Origin of the sequence: Salinarimonas soli (assembly GCF_008386575.1) — a bacterium.
GTDB classification, from domain to species: domain Bacteria; phylum Pseudomonadota; class Alphaproteobacteria; order Rhizobiales; family Beijerinckiaceae; genus Salinarimonas_A; species Salinarimonas_A soli.
This window is the reverse complement of the sequence record NZ_VUOA01000028.1, coordinates 97967-123196: the sequence shown is the minus strand read 5'-3', so window position 1 is coordinate 123196 and position 25230 is coordinate 97967. Positions and strand designations below refer to the sequence as shown.

The following is a 25230-nucleotide window of genomic DNA, read 5'->3' as shown; positions in this document are numbered from 1 at the left end:
AGAATTAACAATCGTCGATATGATTGTAAACATATTTCGAGTTGATTTGTCTTATTGGCGCCGCGAGACCGTCAGATATCCGATGAAGGCCGCGAGGCCGAGGGCCAGGACGAGCAGCGCCATCTCGCGCCCCTCGCCCTTGAAGGCGATGTCCTGCTGCATGCGGGCGAGCTTCTCGCCCTGCTCCGGGCTGCCCGAGACGTAGAGGCCGATCACGAGGGTGAGGGTCGCAAGGCCGAGGATGATGGTGGTGGTGCGCATGACCCCAGAGGTAGGGCCGGGGAGGGCGCACGAAAAGGCCCCGCTGTCGCGGGATTTCCCCCTCCCCCTTGTGGGGAGGGGTTAGGGGTGGGGGTCGGGACGCGAGAAGTCCCGGTCCAGGATAGGGCTGTACCGGCCTGCGTGCTCCCTCATCTGCCCGAGAGCTCCGACTTTACGACCCCCACCCCCGGCCCCTCCCCACAAGGGGGAGGGGAGATCGGTGGCTCGATCATTACCCCATCAGCCGCGCCACCTCGGCCCGCAGCACCGGCAGGAGCTCGGCCTCGAACCAGGGGTGGCGCTTGAGCCAGCCGCTGTTGCGCCAGGACGGGTGGGGGAGGGGAAGGATGCGGGGCCGGCGGTCGGCGGCGAGGATCGTCCGGAAGTCGCGCACGGTCTCGGTGAGCCCCCGCCGCCGCTCGGGGCCCAGATGCCAGGCCTGCGCGTATTGGCCGATGGCGAGGATGAGCTCCAGGTTCGGCAGGCCCGCGAAGACGGGCTCGCGCCAGACGGGCGCGCATTCGCGCCTCGGCGGCAGGTCGCCCCCCTGCGCGTCCTGGCCCGGGAAGCAATGGCCCATGGGCACGATAGCGACGCGGCTCGCGTCGTAGAAGGCCGTCTCGTCGAGGGTGAGCCAGTCGCGCAGGCGCACGCCCGACGGGTCCTGGAATGGGATGCCGCTCGCATGCGCCCGGGTGCCGGGCGCCTGGCTCGCGATGCACAGCCGCGCCGCCGGGCTGCCCTGGATGATCGGGCGCGGCTCGTGCGGCATCGGGCCGCCGAACCGGGGCGCGTCGCGGCAGATCCGGCAGGCCCGCAGGTCAGCGACGAGCGTATTGAAGGAGCGGGTCACGGCGGGACATCAGGGGCTCGCAGGTCCAGGGCTTGCCCCGGTCGGTGTGGTTCTGCGGATTGCCGGCCGCCAGCCGCGCGATGCCGACGGCCTCGGTCTCGACCGAGCGCATCCGGTAGCCGTCGGGCCCGGCCCGCGCCATGCGCCAGCAGAAGGTCCCGGGGATCGAGCCCTTGGCGTAATAGTAGCAGACCGCGTCGCGGCGGATGTCCCAGCAGCCCTCCTGCACGGGCTCCCCGTTGTTGAAGCCGAACACGCGCCCGTCCGGCGAGTGGTATTCGGAGAAGACCACGCCGCCCGTATGCATCCCGCTCAGGGTCTGGCCGCTGATCTCGCCCCGCAGGGTCTCGCCCGGCACGTCCTGCGCCCGGGCACCCGAAGCCGCGAGCAGCACGAGCGCGATCCCCGCCAGGGTGGCGCGCATGGTCAGGCCTCCGCGCTGGGGCGGGCCCGCAGCGTCTCGTGCCAGCGCCGCACATGCGCCAGATCGGCGGGGATCGCGAGCCGGGCGGGCTTGAGGAAGTCGAGGGCGACGAGCCCCGTGATGTCGGCGATGGAGAACCTCTCGCCCGCCACGAAGGGCTTGTCGGCGAGGTGCGCGTCGAGGATGCGCAGGGTCTCCTCCACCTTCGGCCGGTTCGCCTCGCCCCAGGCGGCGACCTGCGGCACCTCCCACTCGGCCATGGCGGGATGGAGGTGGCGGAACACGGCGGCGATGGCGGCGAGCAACCCGAACTCCAGGCGCCGCTGCCACATCTCGACGATCGCCCGCTCCCGCGCGTCCGTCCCGAAGAGCGCCGGGGCGGGATGCAGCTCCTCGACATAGCGGCAGATGGCGACGGACTCGGCGATCGCCGTGCCGTCGTCGAGCTCCAGGACCGGCGAGCGCTGGAACGGGTTCAGGGCCGTGAAGGCGGGGCTCTTGTGGTCGCCGCGGCCGATATCGACCGGGACGAGGGGGATCGTCACGCCCTTCTCGGCGAGAAAGATGCGGACCCGGCGGGGATTGGGCGCCCGCCCGCTGTCATGGAGCTTCATGCGGCCCTGGATACGCGAGAGCGGGGGCGGGGATCAACCGCGCCGGGGAGGGCCGCGCCGCGACACTCTGGCGGCAAAAAGAAGGGCCCGGCATCTCTGCCGGGCCCGAAGGGTCTACTTTGGGGTCGTGCATTCAACGCCGACGACCATGCCCGGGTTCCACGCGAAACGACGTGCGCCAGATCACGCGCCGCGCCGTGCCGACGCCTCGAGCGGCAGCGAGCGCATCCGCGTGCCCGTGGCGGCGGCGGCCGCGTTGGCGATGGCGGGGGCGAGCGGGGGCACGGCGGGCTCGCCGATGCCCGTCGGATCCACCCCCGAGGGGACGATGTGCACCTCGACCCGGGGCATCTCCCTGAAGCGGGTGGGCTCGTAGGCGTCGAAGTTCGTCTCCTGCACCACGCCGTCCGCGAGGGTGACGCGGTTGCGCAGGACGGCAGAGAGAGCAAAGCCCACCGAGCCCTCGACCTGGGCCCGGATCACGTCCGGGTTGACGGCGACGCCGCAATCGACCGCCGCCACGATGCGATCGACCCGGAGACGGGGCCCATCGGCGGTCACCTCCGCCACCATGGCGGCGACGGAGCCGAAGGAAGCATGGACCGCGACGCCCCGGCCCCGCCCCGCCGGCAGGGGCTCGCCCCAACCCGCCCGCTCGGCCGCGAGCCGTAAGGCGGCGGCCGAACGCGGCGCGTTGCCGAGGAGGCCCAGGCGGAAGGCAACGGGGTCCTGACCCGCCGCGCGGGCGAGCTCGTCGATCATGGTCTCCATGACGTGCGCCGTATGGGTGTGCCCCACCGAGCGCCACCAGAGCACCGGCACGCCCTCGCGGGCGTTGTGGGCCTCGACCCTGAGATCGGGGATGGCATAGGGGGTGTCGGCGACGCCCTCCGTGGTGGACGGGTCGACGCCGCCGGCGAGCATCGCCTCGAAGGGCGTGCCCATGAGGAGTGACTTCGCGACGATCCGGTGCTCCCAGCCGCAGATCCGGCCCGCGGCGTCGAGCCCCGCCCTGACCCGGTGATGCGCCATGGGGCGGAAATGGCCGGCCCGCATGTCGTCCTCGCGGGTCCAGACGAGGTGGATCGGCGCGCCGCCGCCCGAGGCCTTGAGGATCCACGCGGCCTCGGCGATCCAGTCCGAGGTCGTGCTGGCGCGCCGGCCGAAGGAGCCGCCTGCCGGCAGGGTGTGTAGCGTCACCCGGTCCGGGGTGAGGTCGAGGATCGACGCGATGGTGCCCTGGTCCATGGTGGGGATCTGGAACGCCCCCCAGGCCTCCACCGAGCCGTCGGGGTTGCGGGCGATGGTGCCGTTGAGGGGCTCGATCGCCGCGTGGGCCAGATAGGGAAAATCGTACTCCGCCTCGATCACCCGGGCGGCCTTTGCCAGCGCCGCGCCCGCGTCCCCGCGGCTCGCGGCGACAGCGCCGGGGCGCCCGCCGAGGGCCCGATACTCGGCGGCGAGCGCCGCGCTGGAGCGGGTCTCGGCGCGGGCGTCGTCCCAGGTGACGACAAGGGCATCACGCCCGCGCATCGCCGACCAGGTGTCGCGGCCCAAGACCGCCACGCCGGTGGGGATGCGCACCACGTCGACCACGCCGGGCACCGCGCGGGCCGCGGTCTCGTCCACCGAGCGGACCCGGGCGCCGAAGCGCGGCGGGTGCGCCACGACCGCCGTGAGCATGCCGGGGCGGCGCACGTCGAGGGAATAGACGGCGGTGCCGTCGGTCTTCGCCGACGAGTCGAGGCGCGGGCGCGGCTGGCCGATATGGACCCACGCCGCGGGATCCTTGGGCCGCATGTCGGCGGGGACGGGCAGGGCGGCGGCGCGGGCCGCGAAGGCGCCGAAGCCCCCGGTGCGCCCGCTCGCCGGGTGACGGATCACCCCAGCCGCGATGGCGATTTCGGAGGCCGGCACGCCCCAGGCCTCCGCCGCGGCCGCGACCAGCATGGCCCGCGCGGCGGCGCTCGCCAGGCGCAGCTGGGTCCAGGAATTGGCGATGGAGGTCGAGCCGCCGGTGCCCTGGACGGGACCCCAGGCGAGGTTGGCGTAGAGCTCCGCGTCGGCCGGGGCGGGCGCGGCGCGCATCTGGGCCCAGCTGGCGTCGAGCTCCTCGGCGACGATGGTCGCAAGGCCCGTGGAGACGCCCTGGCCCATCTCGAGATGCTTGACGAGCACGGTGACCGTGTCGTCGGGCGCGATGCGGATGAAGGCGTTGGGCTTCACCGGACCCGAGGCGGGCGTCGCCGCCACGGCCCGGCCCGGGCGCCCGAGGGACATGTAGGTGCCGACCACGAGAGCGCCGCCGACGGCAGCCGCGCCGACGAGGAAACCGCGGCGGGAGGGGGAGGGCAGGGTCATGGCATCCCCTCAGGCGAGCGTGCGGGCCGCATCGCGGATCGCGGTGCGGATGCGCTGGTAGGTGCCGCAGCGGCACAGGTTGCCGTCCATGGCGGCGGCGATCTCGTCGTCGGATGGGGCCTTGTTCTGCGAGAGGAGGCCGATCGCGGACATGATCTGGCCCGACTGGCAATAGCCGCACTGCACCACGTCGATCCCGCGCCAGGCGGCGCGCACCGCCTCTGCCACGGGCCCGCCCGTGCCCTCGATGGTGGTCACGGCCTGCCCGCCCACGTCGCCGACCCGGGTCACGCAGGCGCGGGTCGGCACGCCGTCAAGGTGCACCGTGCAGGCGCCGCATTGCGCGATGCCGCAGCCGAACTTCGTGCCCGTCAGCCCCACATGGTCGCGGATCGCCCAGAGCAGCGGCATGTCGGGGTCGACGTCGAGCCGGTGGGCGACGCCGTTGACGGTGATCTCGATCATGTGCGGCCTTGCAGGTGGCTCATAGGCCCAAGGTAATGTGGGGGAGAGGCGCCGGCCAGCCTGGGGCGACCAACGATCGCGTGAGGGGTGGAGCCCGTGCACCATGACCCCGCCCTCTACCGCTTTCCCAGGCAAGAGGAGCGCAGCCGCAGGGGGAGCGGATCGCCGATCCGGGAGCCAGCCGCGCAGCGGCTCTCAGCTGTGCGGCTTCGCAGCGAGTCTTGCGCTGGGTCCCGGATCTGCGCCGCGCTTTCGCGCAGCTTGTCCGGGAAAGTGGCGACAGCTGGAAGGGTTTGTTGCGGGGCTTAGCCCCCCGTTACGCTCATATGGCGGCCCACCGCCGCCTTGCGGCTGCGCTCGATGACGAAGTCGTGGCCGCGGGGCTTGCGGGTGATGGCGTCGGCGATGGCGGCCACAAGGCGCTCGTTGCCCTCGGAGGCGCGCAAGGGCGCCCGCAGGTCGGCGGCGTCCTCCTGGCCGAGGCACATATAGAGCGTGCCCGTGCAGGTGAGGCGCACGCGGTTGCAGCTCTCGCAGAAATTATGGGTGAGCGGCGTGATGAGCCCGAGCTTGCCGCCGGTCTCCGCCACCCGCACGTAGCGCGCGGGGCCGCCCGTCCGATCGGCGAGGTCATCCAGGGTATAGCGCTCCGAGAGGCGCCCGCGCACCGTGGCGAGCGATAGGAACTGGTCGACGCGGGAGGGCTCGACCTCGCCGAGCGGCATCACCTCGATGAGGGTGAGATCCATGCCGCGCCCGTGCGCCCACAGCATCAGGCCCTCGATCTCGTCCTCATTGACGCCCGCGAGCGCCACCGCGTTGATCTTCACCTTGAGGCCCGCTGCCTGCGCGGCGTCCAGGCCCTCCATGACGCGCTTCAGGTCGCCCCAGCGGGTGATGGAGCGGAATTTTGCGGGGTCGAGGGTGTCGAGGGACACGTTGATGCGCCGCACCCCGCAGGCCGCGAGCTCGGCGGCGTGGCGGGCGAGCTGCGTGCCGTTGGTGGTGAGGGTCAGCTCCTCCAGGGCGCCGCTGTCGAGGTGGCGCGAGAGGGAGCGGAACAGGGTCATGATGTCCCGGCGCACCAGGGGCTCGCCGCCGGTGATGCGCAGCTTGCGCACCCCGCGCTCCACGAAGACGGTGCAGACCCGGTCGAGCTCCTCCAGGGTGAGGAGGTCGCGCTTGGGCAGGAAATGCATGTCCTCGGACATGCAATAGACGCAGCGCAGGTCGCACCGGTCCGTGACCGAGACGCGCAGGTACGAGATCGCCCGGCCGAACGGGTCGACGAAAGGGCTGGCGTCCGTGGCCAGGGTGTCGGGTGCGCCCCGCATCGTCATCGTTTCCTCGTCGGGTTCTTATTGGCCGGCGGCCGAGAGATTAGTATCAGGGCCGTGGGCGTCAATTATACGCATGTGGGGCCAAGTGATGACCGCAGCAAGCTGGCCGACGGAATTGCGCGTCGCGGGAGACCGCCGCACCCTCACCATCGCGTTCGACGACGGCCGGCGCTTCGAGCTGCCCGCCGAGTACCTGCGCATCGCGAGCCCGTCGGCGGAGGTCCAGGGCCACAGCCCCGACGAGCGCAAGACCGTGCCGGGCAAGCGCAACGTGGAGATCATCGGCGTGGAGCCCGTGGGCAACTACGCGGTGCGCATCACCTTCGACGACATGCACGACACGGGGATCTTCGGCTGGCCCTATCTCGCCGAGCTCGGCGAGAAGCAGGCCGAGCGCTGGGCGAACTACCTCGCCGAGCTCGACGCCAAGGGGCTGTCGCGCGAGCCCCGCCGAGCCTGAGGCGCGGCCGCCGCCCGGATGTTGCCGAAGAATTGGCGGGCGCTCTCCTCCCAGGAGAAGAGCAGCGCGCGCTCCCGGCACCGCGCCCGGTCCACGTCAAGGGCGGCAAGGCACGCCTCCCGCAGATCCCGATCGAGCACGCCGCAGCCGGTGTCGCCTACCACGTCGAGGGGGCCCGTGACGGGATGGGCCGCGACGGGCAGCCCCGAGGCGAGCGCCTCCAGGAGCACGAGGCCGAAGGTGTCGGTGAGGCTCGGGAACACGAACACGTCGGCGGCCGCGTAGGCGCGCGCCAGCGCCTCGCCCGTGAGCGCGCCGAGGAAGCGCGCCCGCGGATCGATCCGCTCCAGGTCGGCCCGGGCAGGCCCGTCGCCGACCACCACCTTCGTGCCCGGCAGGTCGAGGGCGAGGAAGGCCGCGACGTTCTTCTCCACGGCAAGGCGGCCGACGCAGAGGAAGACCGGGCGTTGCCCCCTGAGGCAGGCATGGCTTCGAGGGCGGAACAGGGCTGTGTCGACGCCGCGCGTCCAGGGCACGAGCCCCGTGAAGCCCCGCGCCTCCAGCTCGCGGGCGAGCGAGGGCGTGCCGACCATGCAGGCCCGGCCCGCCCGGTGGAAGCGCCGCAGCGCCGCGTAGGACCAGCTCTCGGGCACGGGCGCGCGGGCCGCCAGATATTCGGGAAAGCGGGTGTGGTAGCTCGTCGTGAACGGGCGCCCGGCGGCAAGGCAAGCCGCGCGGGCCGCGAGGCCGATCGGCCCCTCCGTCGCGATGTGGACCCAGTCGGGCGCGAGCGCGTCGATCCGCCGGGAGACCTGGCCCGGGGTGGCGAGCGCCATTCGGATCTCGGGGTAGCCCGGCATGGGCAGGGTATTGAACCCTCGCGGCGTGACGAACGACACGGCGGCTCCCTGCGCCGGAGCATGGGCCGCCATGGCCTCCAGCGAGCGCACCACGCCGTTGATCTGCGGGTGCCAGGCATCGGTGGCGATCAGGAGGCGCATCGCGGCCGCTCTCCGGCGCACGGGGCCCCGGGCGCGGTCACGACGCCGCTCCATGGCTCGGTCCGCCCCTGCATCGTCCCATCCCGCCCCGCCGCATGGCCTCCATTGTAGGTGTCCCGGCCGGCGAGGGCCAGCCGCCGGCGGGACGCATCGGGAGGCGGTTGCGCCTCTTGACGGGGAACGTCGAACGCAAACGCCTGGTTCGGCGTTGGTGTCGCGACGAACAGTGACATGAGGGTTGGATCGATGCGCCGACAGCTGATGCTCTCCACGGTGGCCCTGCTGCTCGGATGCGGGGCAGCTCTCGCGCAGACGAGCTCGTCCGGGGGCGGCTCCTCCGGATCCTCGGGCGGGTCCGTCGGCGGATCGACGGGCGGCAGCTCCCTCTCCTCCGGCGGCACGGGCGGCGCGTCGTCCACCACGAACAACGCTCCCACCGCCTCGCCCCTCAACCCGGCGTCCGGCTCGTCCCTCTCGGGCTCCTCGCCCTCCGGCGGCGCCTCGACCCAGACCCCGCCCCTCGGCTCGGCGAGCACGGGCCAGGAGCCCGTCGGCGGACCCACCGGGGGCGGCACCTCGCTCTCCTCGGGGAGCGTCGGCGCCGGCGGCACCCCGACCGGGGGCACGGAATCGACCCCGCCGGGCTCCGAGCGCACGGGGGCTCCGACGGCCACCTCCTCTCCCGCCAACCCGTCGGCGCCGGCGGCCCTGTCCGGGGCGCCGCGCTCGTCGGGCGCGAATACCCGCGTGCCTGCGACCGGCAGGGTGACCGACCCGAACCGGTCCGTCACCGGCCCGGGATCGGAGGGGTCGAGCGGCGGAACGGCCAACCGGACGGGCACGGCCGGGCGCGGCGCGAACGCCAACGTCGCCGGAGCGAACGCCTCCAATGCCGGAGCCGACGTGAACGCCAACCGGCGCCAGCTCGAGGCCCTGGAGCGATCCAACGAGCGGATCCGCCGCTCGGTGATGGGCAGCATCTGCCGCGGCTGCTGACGCGCGCCGTCCGTAAGCCGGGGAGCGTTGCCGGAAAGCCGCGCTCCCGCCCCAACGTGAGCCGGGCGCGGCCATCTCCCTTGAACGGAAGCGCGCCGGGCGGCAGGGTGCCGTCACGATCCTGCCCAGCGGGGAAGCACCCATGCGTTTCACGGCCCGCGCCGTTCTCCTCCTCTCGACGCCTCTCCTGCTCGCCGCCTGCGCGACCGGACCCAACCAGATCGTCGCCCGCGACCCGCTCCCGCCCCCGCCGCCGGGCTACACGGTGGTGTGCGACACCTCGCGCGCGCCGTTCTACCTCTATCAGGCGGCCTGCCGCCCGGCCGCGCCGGCTCCCGCCACCGCGCTGCAGGTTCGCGGCTGAGCGCACGAAAAAGCCGTCTCCGCGGGGCGGAGACGGCTCTTCCAGGCTTTGGGCGTCGGGTTAGCGGGTGTTGTTCATCCGCTGGCCGGGCGCGAACTCGCGTGCGCTCGTCTCGCCTTCGCGCTTCTTCACCTGGCCGGGCGCGTAGCGCGACGCACCGGGGCTGACGGTGCCCGTGCTGCGCGGCTCGCGGGTCTGGCGGGTCTCGGCGCCGCGGGTCGAGCGCTCCATGGTCCGCGACGTGCCCGACCCCTCACGCTGCATCGTGCGGGAGCCGCTCATCGACGAGCCGCCCATGGACGAGCCGGACATGTCGTGCTGCATCTGGCGCTGCTGCGCCGAGGCGGCGCCGAGGCCGAGAGCGGTTGCGGCGGCGAGCGCGAGCGTGAACGTGGTCTTGCGCATTGGCTTCCTCCAAGAATGACGTGGCCGTGCGGACGATCGACGGGATGGTCGCCGGCCTGAGATCCTGTCAACGTGCCGTACATCTCGATGTTCCCGGAAATCATGCCGCAACTCGTATTGCCATGATCGTCTACTTGGCCTTTACCGGCGTGCTCGACATGAACATCCGTTCATCTACTCCAGCTCTAGTCTCGATCCTCACGTTTTGATGCGGGATCCAATTCGGGTGCTTTGCGTTGACCTGCGAGCGGAGCGGGGATTCCCGTGATCCGCATGTGGGAGAGAACGTGATGAAGAAGAAGCTTCTCATGGGCGTCGTCGGCGCGCTGGCCGCGGCCGTCGCGTCGTTCGGCGCCCCCGAGGCGAAGGCCCAGGGCTTCGGCGTCTCCGTCGGCATCGGCGGTCCGGCTTACGGCTATGGCTACGGCCCCCGCTACAACTATGCCCCGGCCAGCTACGGCTATGGCGATTATTACCGTCCCCGTCGCGTGGTCCGCCGTGTCGTCGTTCGCGAGCCCGTGTACTACGCGCCGCGTCGCGTGGTGCGCCGGGTGGTCTACCGTGAGCCGGTCTACTACGCGCCGCGCCGCGTGGTGCGCCGGGTCGTCTACCGGCAGCCGGCTTATTACGCGCCCCGCCGGGTGGTCTATCGCCAGCCGGTCTATTACGGGCACCGTCGGGTCGTGCGCCGCGTGGTGCATCACGGCCCGGTCTACACCACCCGCCGGGTCGTGCGCCGCTCCTATTACTGAGACGGCATCGAACGAGAAGGCGGGCACCGGGCCCGCCTTTTTTCATGCCCCGTTCCGTCCCGGTGAGCCGAAGCGCTCGCTCCACGAGGGGATCGAGCCGGGCCAGGACCGTGCCTCGTAGACGCCCCGCGCCACCGCCCGGGCGAGGCACGCCGCCGCCGCCGCGCCGATCGCGACGAGGTCGGAGGCTCCGCCGTCCAGCCCACGCCGTCCCGTGGCGACCGTGAAGACGGTGTCCCCATCGAGGAGCGCATGGGCGACGGTGAGCGAGCGGGCGAGCCCGCCCTGGGCCGCGAAGGCCAGCCGCCTTGCCTGAGCCTTGGTCAGAACCGCATCCGTCGCCACGACGGCGAGCGTCGTGGCCGGCTGCGCGCCGCCTTTCCAGCGTGGGGCCCGTAGCCGCAGATCCGGGGGCAGGCCGAGCCCGCCGAACTCGTCCTCCACCTCGTAGGGCGCGGCGAGGAAATGCGGCCCCTCGTTCGCCAGGGCGGACCCGAGCGCGTTGACCACGGCGAGCGCCCCGACCCGATGTCCGGAGGGCAGGACCGCGCTCGCGGAGCCGACGCCTCCTTTGAGATCGACCGTGGTGGCGCCATAGCCGGCCCCGACGCTGCCGAGGCTGAAATCCACGGCCGCCGCCTCGGCCGCCGCGAAGCCGAGCTCCCTGTAGGGCGGATGCCGGCCCCAGTTCTTGTCGCCCCCGTTGAGGAGATCGAAGCAGATCGCCGCCGGCACGATGGGGACCCGGACGGGGCCGATCGCGAAGCCGCGCCCCCGCTCCCGCGCCCAGGCCTGGATCCCCGCCGCGGCGTCGAGCCCGAAGGCCGAGCCGCCCGACAGGGCGATCGCGTCGACGGCTTCCACCGCGGCGTCGGGCGCGAGCAGGTCCGTCTCGCGCGTGCCGGGCGCGCCGCCGATCACGGCCGCCGAAGCCACCGCCGGTGGATCGAGGATCACGGCGGTGACGCCGGAGCCGAGCCCCGGATCGTGGGCGTGCCCGACCAGGATGCCGGGCACGTCGGTGATGAGGTTGCGCATCATGCCCCATCATAGCCGATCGTGCCGACCTATCACGAAGCGGAGATGCGGCCCCGCATCGCTGGCGCCCCGGGGAACGGCCCGCTACAAGGCTGGGCCATGATCGAAGTGTCGTTCCTCGCCGCGCTGCTCGGAGGCCTTATCAGCTTCCTGTCGCCTTGCGTGCTGCCGCTCGTGCCGCCCTACCTCTCCTTTCTGGCGGGCGTCACCCTCGACGAGCTGCGCGACGGCGACGATTGGGGCGTGCGCCGACGGGCCATGCTGACGGCGCTCCTGTTCGTCGCCGGGTTCAGCACGGTCTTCGTGGTTCTCGGCGCAACGGCCTCCGCCCTGGGGCAGGTGGTGCGCCAATATCTCGACGTGCTCGGGACCCTGGCGGGGGTGATGATCATCGCCATGGGCCTGCACTTCCTCGGGGTCTTCCGCATCGGCCTGCTCTACCGCGAGGCGCGGGTGCAGGTGAACCGCTCCGTCGACGTCTGGGGCGCCTACGTGATGGGCCTCGCCTTCGCCTTCGGCTGGACGCCCTGCATCGGCCCGATCCTCGCCGCGATCCTCGCGGTCGCGGGATCGGAGACGAGCGTGTGGAAGGGGGCGGCCCTTCTGGCGGTCTATTCGGCGGGGCTCGGCATCCCGTTCCTCCTCGCGGCCTTCGCCATGCGGCCCTTCGTGGCGCTGCTCCAGCGCATGCGCTCGCGCTTCTCGCACATCGAGAAGGCCATGGGGGCGCTCCTGGTGCTCACGGGCATCGCCTTCCTGACGGGATGGATCACGACGGTCTCGTTCTGGCTCCTCGAGACCTTCCCGGTGCTCGGCCGGCTCGGCTAGCCGCGCCCGGCAGGAATCGGGTGGGCGCCGGCCCGCTCCTTCGCCACGGTGACGGTCTCGCAGATGGAGACCGCCATGGCTTACCGCATCGAGGGCCTCGCGCCCGACCTCTTCCAGGACCTCTTCGCCCTCGACGACGCGGCGCTTGCCCGCCGCAACGCCCGCCGCGTGGTCGCCGACAAGGGCGGCGCCTATCCCTGCCGCGTGGGCCTGCGCTGGGCGGACGAGGGCGAGACCCTGATCCTCCTCAACTTCACCCACCAGCCCCACCCGGCCTCGCCCTACCATGCGAGCGGCCCGATCTTCGTGGCGCAGGGCTCGCTGGCGCCGGCGCGCCACGAGGGCGAGCTGCCGCCGATGATCGCCGAGCGCCTGGTGAGCTTGCGCGCGTATGACGGCGAGGCGCTCATCGTCGACGCCGAGGTGGCGGAGGGGGAGGGCACCAGGGCCCTGATCGAGCGCTACATGGACCGCCCGGACGTCGCCGAGGTCCACGTCCATTTCGCCCGCCGGGGATGCTTCGCGGCGCGCGTGGTGCGGGCATGAAAAAACCCGCCCCGGTCTCCCGGGGCGGGCCTCGCTCGGCGCTGCGCGCCGCTTACTGGGTCAGCTCGTTGCCCGAGTAGTCGATCTTGCCGTCGGCGCCCTTCTTCCAGGCATAGACGACGTAGTCGGGGCGGGTGATGTCGCCCTTCTTGTCGTAGGAGATCGGGCCGATCGCCGTGTTGAAGGTCTTGCCGGACTTCATGTACTCGGCGATCTTCTTCGGGTCGAAGGAGCCCACCGCGTCCGCCGCCTGCGCCATGATCTCGAGCGCGGCGTAGGAGTAGAGGGTGTAGGCCTCCGGCTCGAAGCCCTTGGCGCGGAACTTCTTCACGACCTCCTGGGCCGCCGGGTTCTTGCGCGGATCGGGCGCGAAGGTCATGAGCGTGCCGTCGGCGCCGGGGCCGGCGATGGACACGAACTCGGCCGACACGATGCCGTCGCCCGACATCAGCGGAGCGTTCAGCCCCTGGTCGCGCATCTGGCGGATGATGAGGCCGGCCTCGGTGTGCAGGCCGCCGAAATAGACGACGTCCACGTTGGACTGCTTCATCTTCGACACGAGGGCCGAGAAGTCCTTCTCGCCCGTGTTCACGCCCTCGTACACGACCTCCTTGAGGCCCTTGGCGTTCATGGTCTTCTGCGTCTCGTCGGCGAGACCCTTGCCGTAGGGGGTCTTGTCGTGGACGACCGCGACCTTCTTGCCCTTGAACTTGTCGGCGAGATACGTGCCGGCCACCGCGCCCTGCTGATCGTCACGGCCGCAGGTGCGGAACGTGTTCCACATGTTGCGGTCGGTGAAGCGGGGGTTGGTGGAGGCCGGGGTGATCTGGATGATGCCCGACTCGTTGTAGACGTCCGAGGCCGGGATCGACACGCCGGAGTTGAAGTGGCCGACGACGCCCTTCACGCCCTCGCCCGCAAACTTGTTCGCGACCGACACGCCCTGCTTGGGGTCCGACACGTCGTCGCCGATCGTGATCTGGATCTTCTGGCCCTTGATGCCGCCCTTGGCGTTGATGTCCTCGGCGGCCTGCTCGGCGCCCATCCGCAGCTGCGCGCCGAAGGCCGCGTTCGGCCCCGTGATCGGACCGGCGACGCCGATCTTCACCTGCGCATTCGCGGCGCCCGTCAGCGCCAAGCCGAGACCGAGCGCGAGGCCCGTCACCAGCGTCTTCTTCATGAGGTCACTCCTCTGGATATATCCTGGCCCTTTTCCATGGCCCGGGTCGGCGTGGACCGCCGTCGGGGCGCAATCTTGCCTGTTTTCGAAGCCTTGTCACTCCCCCTGGGGCAACCAGACGTGGGTTCGCGATTCCCTTCGGGGGATGGAGACGTGCGGAGCGGGGAGCCGCATCTCGATCGATCGCTTGACGGAAACGGTGCAGGCGGCGCTGTCGCGCCGTACCCCCCTCTCCATCTCTCCCCCGCAAGGGGGGGGAGAGGGATCACGGGCATACCCAGCGCAGACCGCTCGAATTCGCTTGAGACCGGCGTGCGCGCCCTCTCCCCCCTTGCGGGGGAGGTGCCCCGCAAGGGGGGAGAGGGGATCAGCGGGGCGACAGCTTCGCCGCGCTATAGAACGCGCCAGACATCGCTTCTAAGTGCCATGGTCCGGCGCCGACCCATCGACGTCCTCCCACGCAAAGCGGGAGCCACGTCCGGAAGCGCCTGCTATCGGGGCAGCCAGCAGCGCCCTCTGGCCTCGTTACCGTTGCCCATGCGACGCTCCCGGTCCTCCCGTACCGAGGTGCCCATGCCCACAGCCCCCCTCATCACGATCGACGACTTCCTGAAGGTGGATGTCCGCGTCGGACGCATCGTCGCGGCCGAGCCGTTCCCGCAGGCGCGAAAGCCCGCCTACCGGCTCACGATCGATTTCGGGGAGGAGATCGGCATCAAGCGGTCGTCGGCGCAGATCACGCGAAACCATGCGCTCGACGAGCTGCCGGGGCGCCTCGTGCTCGCGGTGGTGAACTTCCCGCCGCGGCAGATCGGGCCGATGATGTCGGAGGTGTTGACCCTCGGCGTTCCCGACGCCGAGGGCGAGGTGGTGCTGATCGAGCCGAGCCGGGAGGCTCCCGTCGGCGGACGCCTCTATTAACGGGCCGTGCGCGAGTAGCGACGGCCGGTCTCCCAGCGGTCGAGCGCGAGGCCGAGACCGATCACGGTGCTGAAGCAGGCGAGAAAAGTGAGTACGAACAGTTCCATAGCGATCCCCAAGGCGGGAGCGAAACCCATGAGCATCGTCCCCCAGATTGGTTAACGGCCGGTTAACCCGACGCCGTTCCGTTCGGAATCATCGCGTCGTGAGGGGACGTTAGGCGAAGCTTGGCCTTGATGGGAACCCCCCGGCGCCGCGCGTCCCGGGTTTTTACCCCGTGCCTCAGGCCGGCAGCCGTACCGTGGCGCGCAGGCCGCCGAGGGGCGCGTCCGAGAGGGAGATGTCGCCGCCATGGGAGCGGGCGATGTCGCGGGCGATGGCAAGGCCGAGGCCCGAGCCGCCCTCGTCCTGGTTGCGCGCCTCGTCCAGGCGCACGAAGGGCTTGAACACCTCCTCGCGCAGGTCGGGCGGGATGCCGGGGCCGTCGTCGTCCACGGTGACCACGAGCCAGCGTGTCTCGTGGTTGGCCGAGATGGCGATCTCGTCGCCATGGCGCGCGGCGTTGGCGACGAGGTTGAACAGGAGCCGGCGGAAGGCGTCGGGGCGCACCGTGATCATAGGGTCGCCCACCATCTCCAGGGTGGTGTGGTGCCCCTGGCGCTGGGCGTCGCCCTGGAGCTCCTCCAGCAAGGTGCGCAGGTCCGTGGTGACGGCGGCCTCCCCCGCGTCGCCGCGCGCGAAGGCGAGATAGCCCTCCAGCATGCGGCTCATCTCGTCCACGTCGCGCTTCAGGTCCTCCACCTCCGGCGTCTGCTCCACGAGGGCGAGCGAGAGCTTGAAGCGGGTCATGATGGTGCGCAGGTCGTGGCTCACCCCGTTGAGCATCGTGGTGCGCTGGTCGATGGCGCGCTCGATGCGCCGCCGCATCTCGAGGAAGGCGTGGCCCGCCTGGCGGACCTCCCGGGCGCCGCGAGGGCGGAACTCCACGTCGCGTCCCTTGCCGAAGCTCTCGGCGGCGTCGGCGAGACGCAGGATGGGGCGGATCTGGTTGCGCAGGAACAGGATGGCGACGCCGAGCAGCACCATGGACGAGCCGCCCATCCAGACCAGGAAGATGTGCGAGTTCGAGGCATAGGCCTGGCTGCGCCGCGCGATCACCCGCATCACGTCGCCGTTGAGCTTGATGCGTACCTCGATGAGGTTCGAGCGGCCCACCGTGTCGGTCCAGAACGGCCGGCTGATCTGGCGCTGCAGCTCCTCCGAGAGCGCCTCGTCGAGGATGGAGAAGAAGGGGCGCGGGGCGGGGGGCGGCAGGTCGGTGCCGCGCAGGATCTCTACGTCGAGGCCGAGGCGCTCGGCGGCGATCCGCTCCAGGGTGTCGGTGCCTCCCTCCTGGGGATAGGATTCGTAGACGTCGATGAGCGCCGCGATATCGGCGGTGACGGCGGACGACAGGCGCCGGGTCACGGTCTGCCAGTGGCGCTCCATGAAGGCGTAGGCGATGACCGATTGCAGCAGCACCATCGGGGCGATGATGATGATGAGCGAGCGGGCATAGAGCCCCTTCGGCATCAGCCCCGAGAACCAGCGGGCGAAGCGCTGGTAGATCCGCCCCGGGCGGCCGACGAGGACGCGGGCGAGCTTCATCGCTCGACGACGAGCCGGTAGCCGACGCCGCGCACGGTCTGGAGGAAGACGGGGTTGGCCGGGTCGACCTCGATCTTGCGCCGCAGCCGGTTGATCTGCACGTCGACGGTGCGCTCGTTGGCCTCGCCCCCGCCCGTGAGCTCCTCGCGCGCCACGTTCTCCGAGCCGCGATGGCCGAGGATGGTGAGGATCTCGCGCTCGCGCTCGGTGATGCGGATCACCTCCTCGCCCCGGGTGAGGAGCCCCCGGTCGATCTGGAAGCTGAAGGGGCCGAAGCGGATCGTGTCGGCGACGGGCGCCGCCTCGGCACGGGCGGCGGGGGCGTTGCGGCGCAGCACGTTGCCGAGCCGCAGGATCAGCTCCCGGGGCTCGAAGGGTTTGGGCAGGTAGTCGTCGGCGCCGATCTCCAGGCCCGTGACCCGGTCGGCGGGGTTCGCGCGCGCGGTGAGCATGAGGATCGGCACGCTCGAATCCTGGCGCACGCGGCGGGCATAGTCGAAGCCGTTCTCGCCGGGCATCATCACGTCGAGGACGAGGGCGTCGAACACGAAGTGCTCGCTCTTCGCCCGCGCCTCCGCGGCGCTCGCCGCCGTGGTGACCCGGTAGCCGTTCTCGCCCAGGAACCGCGCGAGGAGCTCGCGCAGGCGCCGGTCGTCGTCGACGACGAGGACGTGGGGCGCGTGGTCGGGGAGCTCCGGGCGGGGCGCCTCGCTCATTGGGCGGCCTCCTTGGTGCGCCCGGACAGGATCTCCATGACCTCGCCGCGCTCGGCCGGATCGATCATGGCGAGGAGGAAGCGGCCCGCGGCCTCGCGCAGCTCCGGCGCGCCGTTCTCCAGCGCCCGCTCGATGCGCCGGGTCTGGAGGCGGGCGAGCCGCAGCGCCAGCTCGTGCCCCTGGGCCGTGGTGAAGAGGAGGCGCTGGCGCCGGTCCTGCGTGCCCGTGCGCACCTCGACGAAGCCCTTCTCGATCAGCTCCTTCAGCACCCGGTTGAGGCTCTGCTTCGTGATCTTGAGGATGTCGAGGAGCTCCGCGATGGTGAGCCCCGATTGCCGGTCGACGAAGTGGAGCACGCGGTGATGCGCGCGCCCGAAGCCGTAATCGGCGAGGATGCGGTCGGGGTCGCCCACGAAGTCGCGATAGGCGAAGAAGAACAGCTCGATGAGGTCGTAGGCCGGCGGGTCTCCGGGCGTGGGATCGCCGGGGACGCGCTGCAGCCGCGCCGGTTCGCTCAACGGGGCAACTCCCTCGTGTTTTAAGTCAGCCTTGTTGACATATCTCAGTCCGATCGTTACTCGTCAACCCCGCGGCGCGACAGATTAGAACGTATCTCGCCTGCGAACGGCAATGCCCTGTCGGGCCGGACGGGCTTGCCGACCATAACGAACAACGCGAGGAGCTCCCCCATGTCGGTCATCCCCTTCGATCAGCGCGACGGCTGGATCTGGTACGACGGTCAACTCGTGCCGTGGAAGGATGCCAAGCTCCACGTGCTCTCGCACGGGCTCCATTACGGCTCCTGCGTGTTCGAGGGCGAGCGCGCCTATGGCGGCCAGATCTTCAAGTGCACGGAGCACTCCGAGCGCTTCCGCAAGAGCGCCGAGCTCCTCGACTTCGAGATCCCCTATTCGGTGGCCGAGATCGACGCCGCCAAGCGCCTGACGCTGGAGAAGAGCGGGCTCACCGACGCCTATGTCCGCCCCGTGGCCTGGCGCGGCTCGGAGATGATGGGGGTCGCGGCGCAGCACAACACGATCCACGTGGCGGTCGCGGTCTGGGAATGGCCGAGCTATTTCGACCCGGCCACCAAGATGAAGGGCATCCGCCTCGACATGGCCGAGTACCGCCGCCCCGACCCGCAGACGGCGCCCTGCCACTCCAAGGCGGCGGGCCTCTACATGATCTGCACGATCTCCAAGCACAAGGCGGAGCGTAAAGGTTATGCCGACGCCCTGATGCTCGACTGGCAGGGCCGCGTCGCCGAGTGCACCGGCGCCAACGTGTTCTTCATCAAGGACGGCGCCATCCACACGCCGCTGGCCGACTGCTTCCTCGACGGCCTCACCCGCCGCACCGTCATAGACCTCGCCAAGCGCCGCGGCTTCGATATCCAGGAGCGCCGGATCATGCCGGACGAGCTGGAGAGCTTCAACGAGTGCTTCATCACGGGCACGGCGGCGGAGGTGACCCCGGTGAGCGAGATCGGGCCGTGGCGGTTCCAGCCGGGGAACATGACGAAGGTGTTGATGGAGGATTATGCGGGGGAGGTCACGCCGCATGCGTGACGAACCTCGACGCGCTCCCTTCCCCCTTGCGGGGGAGGGTTGGGGTGAGGGGTGACGGCTGGACGGCGACAGCGTTCACACAGCGGATGCCGCTGCCCCCATTCTGTGTAGCTCGGCGACGGCAAGACCTTCGCCTTCCGGCGCCTCATCGAGCCCGAGGGCCCTACGATGCCCTTTAAGAGAGGATGTCTTGGGTGAGCCGTCCGGTCCTCAACGCGGTGCTGGCGCTCCCCCGCTTCCCCGAACTGAGCATCGGCGAGAACGCCGTGATCGCGGCGCTGGCCTGGCTCCCCGACCACGCCGTCGACGGCCTCGCCGCCTTCCGGCACCTCGGCTACGAACCCACCCCCGACTCCACCATGACGACGCGGCCAGCGGCTATACCGAACTCATGGGTCACACGGGCCCCGACCCGCCCCTGCTGCATGGCAAGTACGACGTGGCGCTGCGGACGGGCGTGACGCCGTATCATGTCATGCCCGACGTGTTCGTGGGGCCGGAGCATGAGCATTTCATTTTAAATGGGGTGCGGGGGGAGGTGGTGGGGCACTTCCAACACCGAGAATAACAACCCCAAAGGGTGCTCTTGACCCAAACCCGGTGTGATTGGAAACTCAACTCGCGCGTGTCGCCTCGACAATGGGATTCACTATGCCGAAATTGACTGACGAAGCGACGATCACGGCGTTCAGGGATACACTTTTGGCGGGAAGGTACTCCCTCCTACTGGGAGCTGGGGCCAGTTATGGTGGTAAGGATCGCAATGACGAGGACCTTCCACTCGGGGACACATTGCGTCGAGAGTTAGTCCGAATAAAAAATCTTGGCATCAACTCCTCATTAGCGCGAGCTTACAATCAACTAACCCAAGCTGAGAAAGACACTTATATCACGGAAAGATTTTCTAATTGTATCCCAGGGTCCGCCTCCAAATTAATTCCCGGCTTTGTTTGGCGTCGTATCTATACGTTGAACATCGACGATTGTCTCGAAAATGCGTACAAGGCGTTCAAGGTTCACCAATTACATGACCCGCTCACCCACCTTTCCGAGTACATTGAGCCGTCCGATCCGGCGAGAGTTCATCTCATCCACGTGCATGGTTGGTCTCGGAAGCCCGAAGATGGGTACGTATTTTCCTTGCCAGAGTACGCTTCTACAATGGGTCCGAGTAGCCCTTGGATCACTGTACTGGCGCACACGCTTGCAACCGAGCCTTTCATTATTGCTGGTACAACTTTGGAGGAGCCCGATCTTGAATACTTTCTGGCTGGCCGTCAGTCCGGTACTGTCCGGCGCGATCGAGGTCCGTCGTTTCTTGTAGAGCCGTTCCCAGATGCTGGGACGCTTCGCGATTGCGAACGGCATGGGCTCACACTTTACCATGGTACATTCGAGGAATTTTTAAATGAGGCTGCCGCCCTTGTGCCTGTTCGGCCTCTTCCTGTCGGCGCAGTTACACATCTGAAGGAAGAGATGTTCTCGCCGATGCCAAAGCGGCGCGAGTTAGCTCTCTTCTCACGGGATTTTGCGTTCGTCGTCCCAGTGCAGGTACCTGAGAATGCCGATCTCGGTTTCTACGTCGGTCGTCCGCCCTCCTGGACGGATATATCTCTCAACCGTGACATCTCACGCGAAGCAACGTCTAAACTGAAAGGGTTTGTAAGAGGCAAATTCAAGAACGAACAGTGGACAGATAATATAGTAGTGCTTGAAGACTCCGCTGGTGCTGGTAAAACCACACAGGCTGAGCGTACTCTCTATGATCTTGCTGCTGAGGGGATTGCTGTATTCAGCTATACAGCTACGGCAATGCTAGACATCAGTCTCGCGTCATCTCTGTTTAATCGATTCAAGAGCCCATTCGTGATATTTGTGGATAATTTTGCTGACCACCTAAGCTCGATCATGACACTGTACCGTGCGATCCACCGGCCAGACTTCATGATCATCGGATGTGAACGCTCGTACAGAATGAACCACGTTGCTCAGATTATGGCGGGTACGGGGTTTCGACGATTCTCGCCAGCTGCCTTCAACGCCGCTGAAGCAGCAGATCTTATCATAAAGATGGACCGTTACGGGCTAACAAGCTTTGCTCCCTCCAAGCTGCCAAACTTAGCACACGACATAGCTAGTGATCCGATTGCGCTTGCGGTTTGTCGTATCATGAATGATTTCAGACCGGCTGAAGAGATCGTTAGATCAGTGTTCCGCGATGCTGATATCAAAAGAAAGGAAAGATATCTTGCTGCATCGCTAGCAGCATATTGTTATCGTTCTGGTATTTCTTATAATATACTTGCTGCGGCGTTCGGTGGCGATGAGATGTCGCGCCAGTTCGTAGCCCGGGACGTGCTGCCGCTTACCTACTCTGACTCTGTGGAGCGTAAGTATGTCGTGCCAATGAACCCGCTTCTCGGGCAGCGCGTTCTGCGCGAGGCAGTGATCTCCGATCAGGGACTTGTATTGGAAATATATTGCGCAGTAGGAGCTCACATCGCACCGTATGTCAACCGAAGCGCTGTAGTGAAGCAAACGCCAGAAGCTCGCGTAGCCGGTCGCCTATTTGATTTCGACGACGTTGTTACAGAGATGATTCCGGAGCAGGCGGAAACCTTCTATCTCAGAATGAAACGGCACTGGGAGTGGAACTCTCGATACTGGGAGCAGTTCGCTTTGATGAAACTAGATCAATCCAAAAAGGCTGATCCGAAGAACGCGAGTAATGCCCTGAGTCAGGCCCTCTCCCATGCAAAGCACGCTGTTAGAATAGAAAGACATCCTCATCCACTTACCACTTTAGGTAAGATTTTGCTTGAGGATATGTCTCAGAATCCGGGGCGGGCGAGCAGCGCATACAAGGAGGCCTTCGAGGCACTTGATGAGGCCATAACTCGCGAGGGCAAAATGAGTAGGATCGCCATACACCCGTACATGGCGATCTTCTCTGGAACTAGCTCATATCTTAAGGGCGGGGGCAAGTTGCCGCGCGCCATAACAGAGAAGATGCGCAAGCATCTAGACAATGCGCAGTCACTATTCGGCTATGACAGCACAATCCTAATACTCGCGAAAGATCTGACTCAACGTATATGAGTTTGTCGAGGGAATTTTCTTGCGTTTCTGAAAACGGTTGCCTCTTCGTGATTATCAAATTGCTACTACTCGCATTAATGTATCATTGGGCGAGTAGTAGCAATCGTTATCCCTTAAATATACAACTTCCCACCCCCCTCCAAAAACTCCTCGCTCTTCCGCGCCATCCCCTCCAGCGCCGCGCGCTCCTCGTCTCCCATCGCCTGCACCTCGGCCCGCAGATCCTGCGTGATCTTCATCGAGCAGAACTTCGGACCGCACATGGAGCAGAAGTGGGCCACCTTGTGGGCGTCCTTCGGCAGGGTCTCGTCGTGGTAGGCGCGGGCCGTGTCGGGGTCCAGCGACAGGTTGAACTGGTCCTCCCAGCGGAAGTCGAAGCGGGCGCGCGACAGGGCGTCGTCGCGCAGCTGCGCGGCCGGGTGGCCCTTGGCGAGGTCGGCGGCATGCGCCGCGATCTTGTAGGTGATGACGCCGGTCTTCACGTCGTCGCGGTTCGGAAGGCCCAGATGCTCCTTCGGAGTCACGTAGCAGAGCATGGCGGTGCCGTACCAGCCGATCTGCGCCGCGCCGATGGCCGAGGTGATGTGGTCGTAGCCCGGGGCGATGTCGGTGGTGAGCGGGCCCAACGTGTAGAAGGGGGCCTCGCCGCATTCGCGCAGCTGCTTCTCCATGTTGACCTTGATCTTGTGCATCGGCACGTGGCCGGGGCCCTCGATCATCACCTGGCAGCCCTTGGCCCAGGCGATCTTCGTGAGCTCCCCTAGGGTCTCCAGCTCGGCGAACTGCGCCGCGTCGTTGGCGTCCGCGAGCGAGCCGGGGCGAAGCCCGTCGCCGAGCGAGAACGAGACGTCGTACGCCCGCATGATGTCGCAGATCTCGTCGAAGCGCTCGTAGAGGAAGCTCTCCTTGTGGTGCGCCAGGCACCAGCGCGCCATGATCGAGCCGCCGCGCGAGACGATGCCGGTGACGCGGCGCGCGGTGAGCGGGATGTAGGGCAGGCGCACGCCCGCATGGATCGTGAAATAGTCGACGCCCTGCTCGGCCTGCTCGATGAGCGTGTCGCGGAAGACCTCCCAATCGAGCTTCACGGGGTCGCCGCCCACCTTCTCCAGCGCCTGGTAGATCGGCACCGTGCCGATGGGGACGGGGGAGTTGCGCAGGATCCAGGAGCGGATGTTGTGGATGTTGCGGCCGGTGGAGAGGTCCATCACCGTGTCGGCGCCCCACCGCGTCGCCCAGACGAGCTTCTCGACCTCCTCCGCCGCGCCGGAAGTGACGGCCGAGTTGCCGATATTGGCGTTGATCTTCACGAGGAAGTTCCGGCCGATCGCCATCGGCTCGAGCTCGACGTGGTTGATGTTGGCCGGGATGATGGCGCGCCCGCGCGCCACCTCGTCGCGCACGAACTCGGGCGTGATGAAGGGCGGGATGTCGGCCCCGAAGCTCTCGCCGTCGGCGATGCGGGCTTGCGCCTCCGCCAGCATGGCGGCGCGGCCGAGATTCTCGCGGTGCGCCACGTAGATCATCTCGTCCGTGACGATGCCGGCGCGGGCGAACTCCATCTGAGTGACGAACTGCCCCTCGCGGCCGCGGCGCAGCGTGCGCTCGGCCGGGCAGGGGGCGACGAGGGCGTCGGCCGAGACGTTGCCGTTGTCCTCCGGGCGCACGGCCCGGCCGGGAATCGTCTCGTGCCCCCGCGCCGCCACCCAGGCCTCGCGGACCGCGGGCAGGCCCCGGGCGAGGTCGATCGCGGCGCTCTCGTCCGTGTAGGGCCCCGACGTGTCGTAGACCCGCACCGGCGCCTCGTTCGGGTCGGTGAGCGTGATCTCGCGGAAGGGAATCTGGATGTCGGGCCGGCCCTCGGGCGCGGCATAGACCTTGCGCGAGCCGCGGATCGGGCCCGTGGTGACGGTCTGGGGCTGGGGCTTTGCGTGGGCGTTCATGGATCTCTCCCAAGTGTCGAGAGATCCGGGTGTTCAGACATGCGGGGGCGCGATGCGCGGTTCCAGTCCCTCCGCCGGCGTGACCCGGATCAGGTTCAAGGGTCACGGCGGATCAGCCGAATCTCAGCCCCTCTTGGGACCCCCCTCGGAACGGGTCGACCTTGGGCCCGGGCCGGCGGCCTGTCAAACGAAAAGCCCCGCCGGGGGGCGGGGCTCTCGCAGGCGCTTCTGAAGGGTGCGGCTTAATCGCAGACGCGGGTGCGGCGGGTGACCACCTCGCCGAACTGGTTGGTGCGGCGACGCACCACGATCCGGCACTCCTCCTCGTCGTTCTCGTCCACGATCACGCGGCGCTCGCGGCGCTCGATGACGGGGCGATAGGGACGGTCGTCCTGGATGCCGAGGCGGACGCCGCCCGGGCCGAACTCGACGCCGACCTGGGCCTGCGCGGGAGCGGCCGAGCCCAGAAGGGCGCCACCGAGCGTCATGGCCGCGGCCGTCGAGACGAGAATGAACTTCGACATGATAACACCTCTCAAACGTGTCGTCGTTTGGAGAGGCAACGTCGCGGCCCGGATGGGGTTCCTGAGCTGCCGGGCGCGAAGGCAATCACGAATGATGACAGGGATGAAATACTGAACGAATGTTCAGGGTGTTCGCACGCTCAAGCCTGAGGAGGCTTGTCCGTTACGCTGGAACGTCACGGCGCGAGACCAGGAAATCCGCCAGATCGTTCGTGATGTGATCAATGTGCGGCGCGTGCACCGCCTCCTGCTCGAAGCTCTCGCGGAACGGATCGAGCGTCTTGGGCACCACGAGAACGGTGGTCATGCCGAGATCGTGGGGCACGACGAGGTTCTTGGCGATGTCCTCGAACATGGCGGAGCGCGCCGGATCGACGTGGTGGCGGTCGAGGAAGATCTCGTAGGCGCGCCGTTCGGGCTTGGGCACGAAATCGGACGCCGCGATGTCGAACACGTCCTCGAAGTGCTCGAGCACGCCGAGCTTGCGGGCCACGTTCTCGGCGTGCCGGCGCGAGCCGTTGGTGAGGATGAGCTTGCGGCCGGGCAGGCGCCCGATCGCCGCCCCCAGGGCCTCGTTGAGCTCGATCGCCGAGTGGTCGATGTCGTGGGCGAAGTCGAGGAAGTCGTAGGGATCGACCTCGTAGTCCTCCATCAGGGCGCGAAGCGTCGTGCCGTGCTTGTGGTAGAAGAACTTCTGCAGCGCTCGGGCCGAGAGCCCGTCGAGCCCGAAGAGGTTGGCGATGTAGAGGGTGATGCGCTCGTCCACCTGCGGCCAGACCCGCGCGTCGTGCGGGTAGAGCGTGTTGTCGAGATCGAAGACCCAGGTGTCCACATGATCGAAGCCGCGGGCATTCGGGGCGGAGACGTGAGGCGGGGGCAGGGCAGGGGCAGTCATCACGCTCGTCGCTTGGAGGCGGCTCAGGG

Annotated in this window: 28 protein-coding genes and 1 riboswitch; of the genes, 11 read left to right on the top strand and 17 right to left on the bottom strand. The window is 68.4% G+C overall.

The features are described 5' to 3' along the window. Positions 1–51: 51 nt before the first annotated feature. The 7 genes from F0L46_RS15805 to moaA form a co-directional block, all read right to left on the bottom strand. Positions 52–261, bottom strand: a complete 210-nt coding sequence (locus F0L46_RS15805) for a hypothetical protein (protein ID WP_149819243.1) — start codon at positions 259–261, stop codon at positions 52–54. Positions 262–493: 232 nt separating this feature from the next. Beyond that, positions 494–1114: a uracil-DNA glycosylase family protein gene (locus tag F0L46_RS15800; protein WP_240540021.1), complete on the bottom strand. Its 621-nt coding sequence runs from the start codon at positions 1112–1114 to the stop codon at positions 494–496. Then, positions 1083–1538: a hypothetical protein gene (locus F0L46_RS15795; RefSeq protein WP_149819241.1), complete on the bottom strand. Its 456-nt coding sequence runs from the start codon at positions 1536–1538 to the stop codon at positions 1083–1085. The genes F0L46_RS15800 and F0L46_RS15795 overlap by 32 nt, the downstream gene beginning before the upstream one ends. A gap of 2 nt (positions 1539–1540) precedes the next feature. Continuing rightward, entirely contained in the window at positions 1541–2152 is a 612-nt protein-coding gene (locus F0L46_RS15790; protein WP_149819239.1) for a glutathione S-transferase family protein, read from the bottom strand. Between the two features lie 183 nt (positions 2153–2335). After that, on the bottom strand, positions 2336–4513 hold the full coding sequence (locus F0L46_RS15785) for a xanthine dehydrogenase family protein molybdopterin-binding subunit (protein WP_149819237.1): 2178 nt from the start codon (positions 4511–4513) through the stop codon (positions 2336–2338). Between the two features lie 9 nt (positions 4514–4522). Then, positions 4523–4978, bottom strand: coding sequence for a (2Fe-2S)-binding protein (locus tag F0L46_RS15780; protein WP_149819235.1), 456 nt, complete (start codon positions 4976–4978; stop codon positions 4523–4525). A gap of 305 nt (positions 4979–5283) precedes the next feature. After that, complete coding sequence (moaA, locus tag F0L46_RS15775; RefSeq protein WP_149819233.1) at positions 5284–6318, bottom strand: GTP 3',8-cyclase MoaA; 1035 nt, start codon at positions 6316–6318, stop codon at positions 5284–5286. A gap of 88 nt (positions 6319–6406) precedes the next feature. On the opposite strand from moaA, the gene F0L46_RS15770 reads away from it, so the two are divergent. After that, positions 6407–6778 carry a gamma-butyrobetaine hydroxylase family protein gene (locus tag F0L46_RS15770; protein ID WP_149819232.1) on the top strand — a complete coding sequence of 124 codons (372 nt, stop codon included), beginning with the start codon at positions 6407–6409 and terminating at the stop codon, positions 6776–6778. On the opposite strand, the gene F0L46_RS15765 is transcribed toward F0L46_RS15770, so the two are convergent. After that, complete coding sequence (locus F0L46_RS15765; RefSeq protein ID WP_149819230.1) at positions 6724–7779, bottom strand: glycosyltransferase family 4 protein; 1056 nt, start codon at positions 7777–7779, stop codon at positions 6724–6726. The genes F0L46_RS15770 and F0L46_RS15765 overlap by 55 nt on opposite strands. Before the next feature lie 246 nt (positions 7780–8025). On the opposite strand from F0L46_RS15765, the gene F0L46_RS15760 reads away from it, so the two are divergent. Then, entirely contained in the window at positions 8026–8775 is a 750-nt protein-coding gene (locus F0L46_RS15760) for a hypothetical protein (protein ID WP_149819228.1), read from the top strand. Between the two features lie 142 nt (positions 8776–8917). Then, the gene (locus F0L46_RS15755) at positions 8918–9139 is read left to right on the top strand and encodes a hypothetical protein (RefSeq protein WP_149819227.1); all 222 of its coding nucleotides are present in this window, start codon (positions 8918–8920) and stop codon (positions 9137–9139) included. A 60-nt stretch (positions 9140–9199) separates the two neighbouring features. Here the strand turns inward: F0L46_RS15755 and F0L46_RS15750 are convergent, their stop codons facing one another. Continuing rightward, positions 9200–9544, bottom strand: a complete 345-nt coding sequence (locus F0L46_RS15750; RefSeq protein WP_149819225.1) for a hypothetical protein — start codon at positions 9542–9544, stop codon at positions 9200–9202. A gap of 26 nt (positions 9545–9570) precedes the next feature. Here F0L46_RS15750 and F0L46_RS15745 point away from each other — a divergent pair, with 26 nt between their 5' ends. Beyond that, positions 9571–9753, top strand: a complete 183-nt coding sequence (locus tag F0L46_RS15745) for a hypothetical protein (RefSeq protein ID WP_149819223.1) — start codon at positions 9571–9573, stop codon at positions 9751–9753. 81 nt (positions 9754–9834) lie between these two features. Further along, positions 9835–10296 (top strand): hypothetical protein, encoded by a 462-nt coding sequence (locus tag F0L46_RS15740; protein ID WP_188311988.1) that lies wholly within the window; start codon positions 9835–9837, stop codon positions 10294–10296. Positions 10297–10338: 42 nt separating this feature from the next. Here the strand turns inward: F0L46_RS15740 and F0L46_RS15735 are convergent, their stop codons facing one another. Beyond that, the gene (locus tag F0L46_RS15735) at positions 10339–11337 is read right to left on the bottom strand and encodes a P1 family peptidase (protein WP_149819221.1); all 999 of its coding nucleotides are present in this window, start codon (positions 11335–11337) and stop codon (positions 10339–10341) included. Between the two features lie 96 nt (positions 11338–11433). Here F0L46_RS15735 and F0L46_RS15730 point away from each other — a divergent pair, with 96 nt between their 5' ends. Together F0L46_RS15730 and F0L46_RS15725 are read left to right on the top strand one after the other, a co-directional pair. Continuing rightward, positions 11434–12162 (top strand): cytochrome c biogenesis CcdA family protein, encoded by a 729-nt coding sequence (locus tag F0L46_RS15730; protein WP_149819219.1) that lies wholly within the window; start codon positions 11434–11436, stop codon positions 12160–12162. Positions 12163–12237: 75 nt separating this feature from the next. Beyond that, complete coding sequence (locus tag F0L46_RS15725; RefSeq protein WP_188311987.1) at positions 12238–12708, top strand: DUF1203 domain-containing protein; 471 nt, start codon at positions 12238–12240, stop codon at positions 12706–12708. 52 nt (positions 12709–12760) lie between these two features. Here F0L46_RS15725 and F0L46_RS15720 read toward each other — a convergent pair whose 3' ends face one another. After that, on the bottom strand, positions 12761–13888 hold the full coding sequence (locus F0L46_RS15720) for a branched-chain amino acid ABC transporter substrate-binding protein (RefSeq protein WP_149819214.1): 1128 nt from the start codon (positions 13886–13888) through the stop codon (positions 12761–12763). A 573-nt stretch (positions 13889–14461) separates the two neighbouring features. Between F0L46_RS15720 and F0L46_RS15715 the strand changes: the two genes are divergently transcribed. Beyond that, positions 14462–14809: a tRNA-binding protein gene (locus F0L46_RS15715; RefSeq protein WP_149819213.1), complete on the top strand. Its 348-nt coding sequence runs from the start codon at positions 14462–14464 to the stop codon at positions 14807–14809. Positions 14810–15091: 282 nt separating this feature from the next. Here the strand turns inward: F0L46_RS15715 and F0L46_RS15710 are convergent, their stop codons facing one another. Genes F0L46_RS15710 through F0L46_RS15700 form a run of 3 tightly spaced genes read right to left on the bottom strand, consistent with a single transcriptional unit; the run spans position 15092 to position 17690 of the window. Then, a complete protein-coding gene (locus tag F0L46_RS15710) occupies positions 15092–16456 on the bottom strand; it encodes an ATP-binding protein (RefSeq protein WP_149819211.1) in 1365 nt (454 codons plus the stop codon). Continuing rightward, positions 16453–17172, bottom strand: coding sequence for a response regulator (locus tag F0L46_RS15705; protein WP_149819209.1), 720 nt, complete (start codon positions 17170–17172; stop codon positions 16453–16455). The genes F0L46_RS15710 and F0L46_RS15705 overlap by 4 nt, the downstream gene beginning before the upstream one ends. Next, complete coding sequence (locus F0L46_RS15700; protein ID WP_149819207.1) at positions 17169–17690, bottom strand: MarR family winged helix-turn-helix transcriptional regulator; 522 nt, start codon at positions 17688–17690, stop codon at positions 17169–17171. Before F0L46_RS15700 ends, F0L46_RS15705 begins: the two co-directional genes overlap by 4 nt. 171 nt (positions 17691–17861) lie before the next feature. On the opposite strand from F0L46_RS15700, the gene F0L46_RS15695 reads away from it, so the two are divergent. The 3 genes from F0L46_RS15695 (at position 17862) to F0L46_RS15685 (ending at position 21839) form a co-directional block, all read left to right on the top strand. Then, positions 17862–18740 carry a branched-chain amino acid aminotransferase gene (locus F0L46_RS15695; RefSeq protein ID WP_149819205.1) on the top strand — a complete coding sequence of 293 codons (879 nt, stop codon included), beginning with the start codon at positions 17862–17864 and terminating at the stop codon, positions 18738–18740. A 194-nt stretch (positions 18741–18934) separates the two neighbouring features. Beyond that, entirely contained in the window at positions 18935–19201 is a 267-nt protein-coding gene (locus F0L46_RS15690; RefSeq protein WP_149819203.1) for a hypothetical protein, read from the top strand. Positions 19202–19709: 508 nt separating this feature from the next. Beyond that, on the top strand, positions 19710–21839 hold the full coding sequence (locus tag F0L46_RS15685) for a P-loop NTPase (protein WP_188311986.1): 2130 nt from the start codon (positions 19710–19712) through the stop codon (positions 21837–21839). Positions 21840–21952: 113 nt separating this feature from the next. Here the strand turns inward: F0L46_RS15685 and thiC are convergent, their stop codons facing one another. From thiC to F0L46_RS15670, 3 genes are all read right to left on the bottom strand, one after another. Further along, positions 21953–23782 (bottom strand): phosphomethylpyrimidine synthase ThiC, encoded by a 1830-nt coding sequence (gene thiC, locus F0L46_RS15680; RefSeq protein WP_149819199.1) that lies wholly within the window; start codon positions 23780–23782, stop codon positions 21953–21955. A gap of 48 nt (positions 23783–23830) precedes the next feature. Next, positions 23831–23938: riboswitch (TPP riboswitch) on the bottom strand. An 86-nt stretch (positions 23939–24024) separates the two neighbouring features. Continuing rightward, complete coding sequence (locus tag F0L46_RS15675) at positions 24025–24306, bottom strand: hypothetical protein (protein WP_149819197.1); 282 nt, start codon at positions 24304–24306, stop codon at positions 24025–24027. A gap of 163 nt (positions 24307–24469) precedes the next feature. Further along, positions 24470–25201, bottom strand: coding sequence for a pyrimidine 5'-nucleotidase (locus tag F0L46_RS15670; RefSeq protein ID WP_149819195.1), 732 nt, complete (start codon positions 25199–25201; stop codon positions 24470–24472). Between the last annotated feature and the right edge of the window lie 29 nt (positions 25202–25230).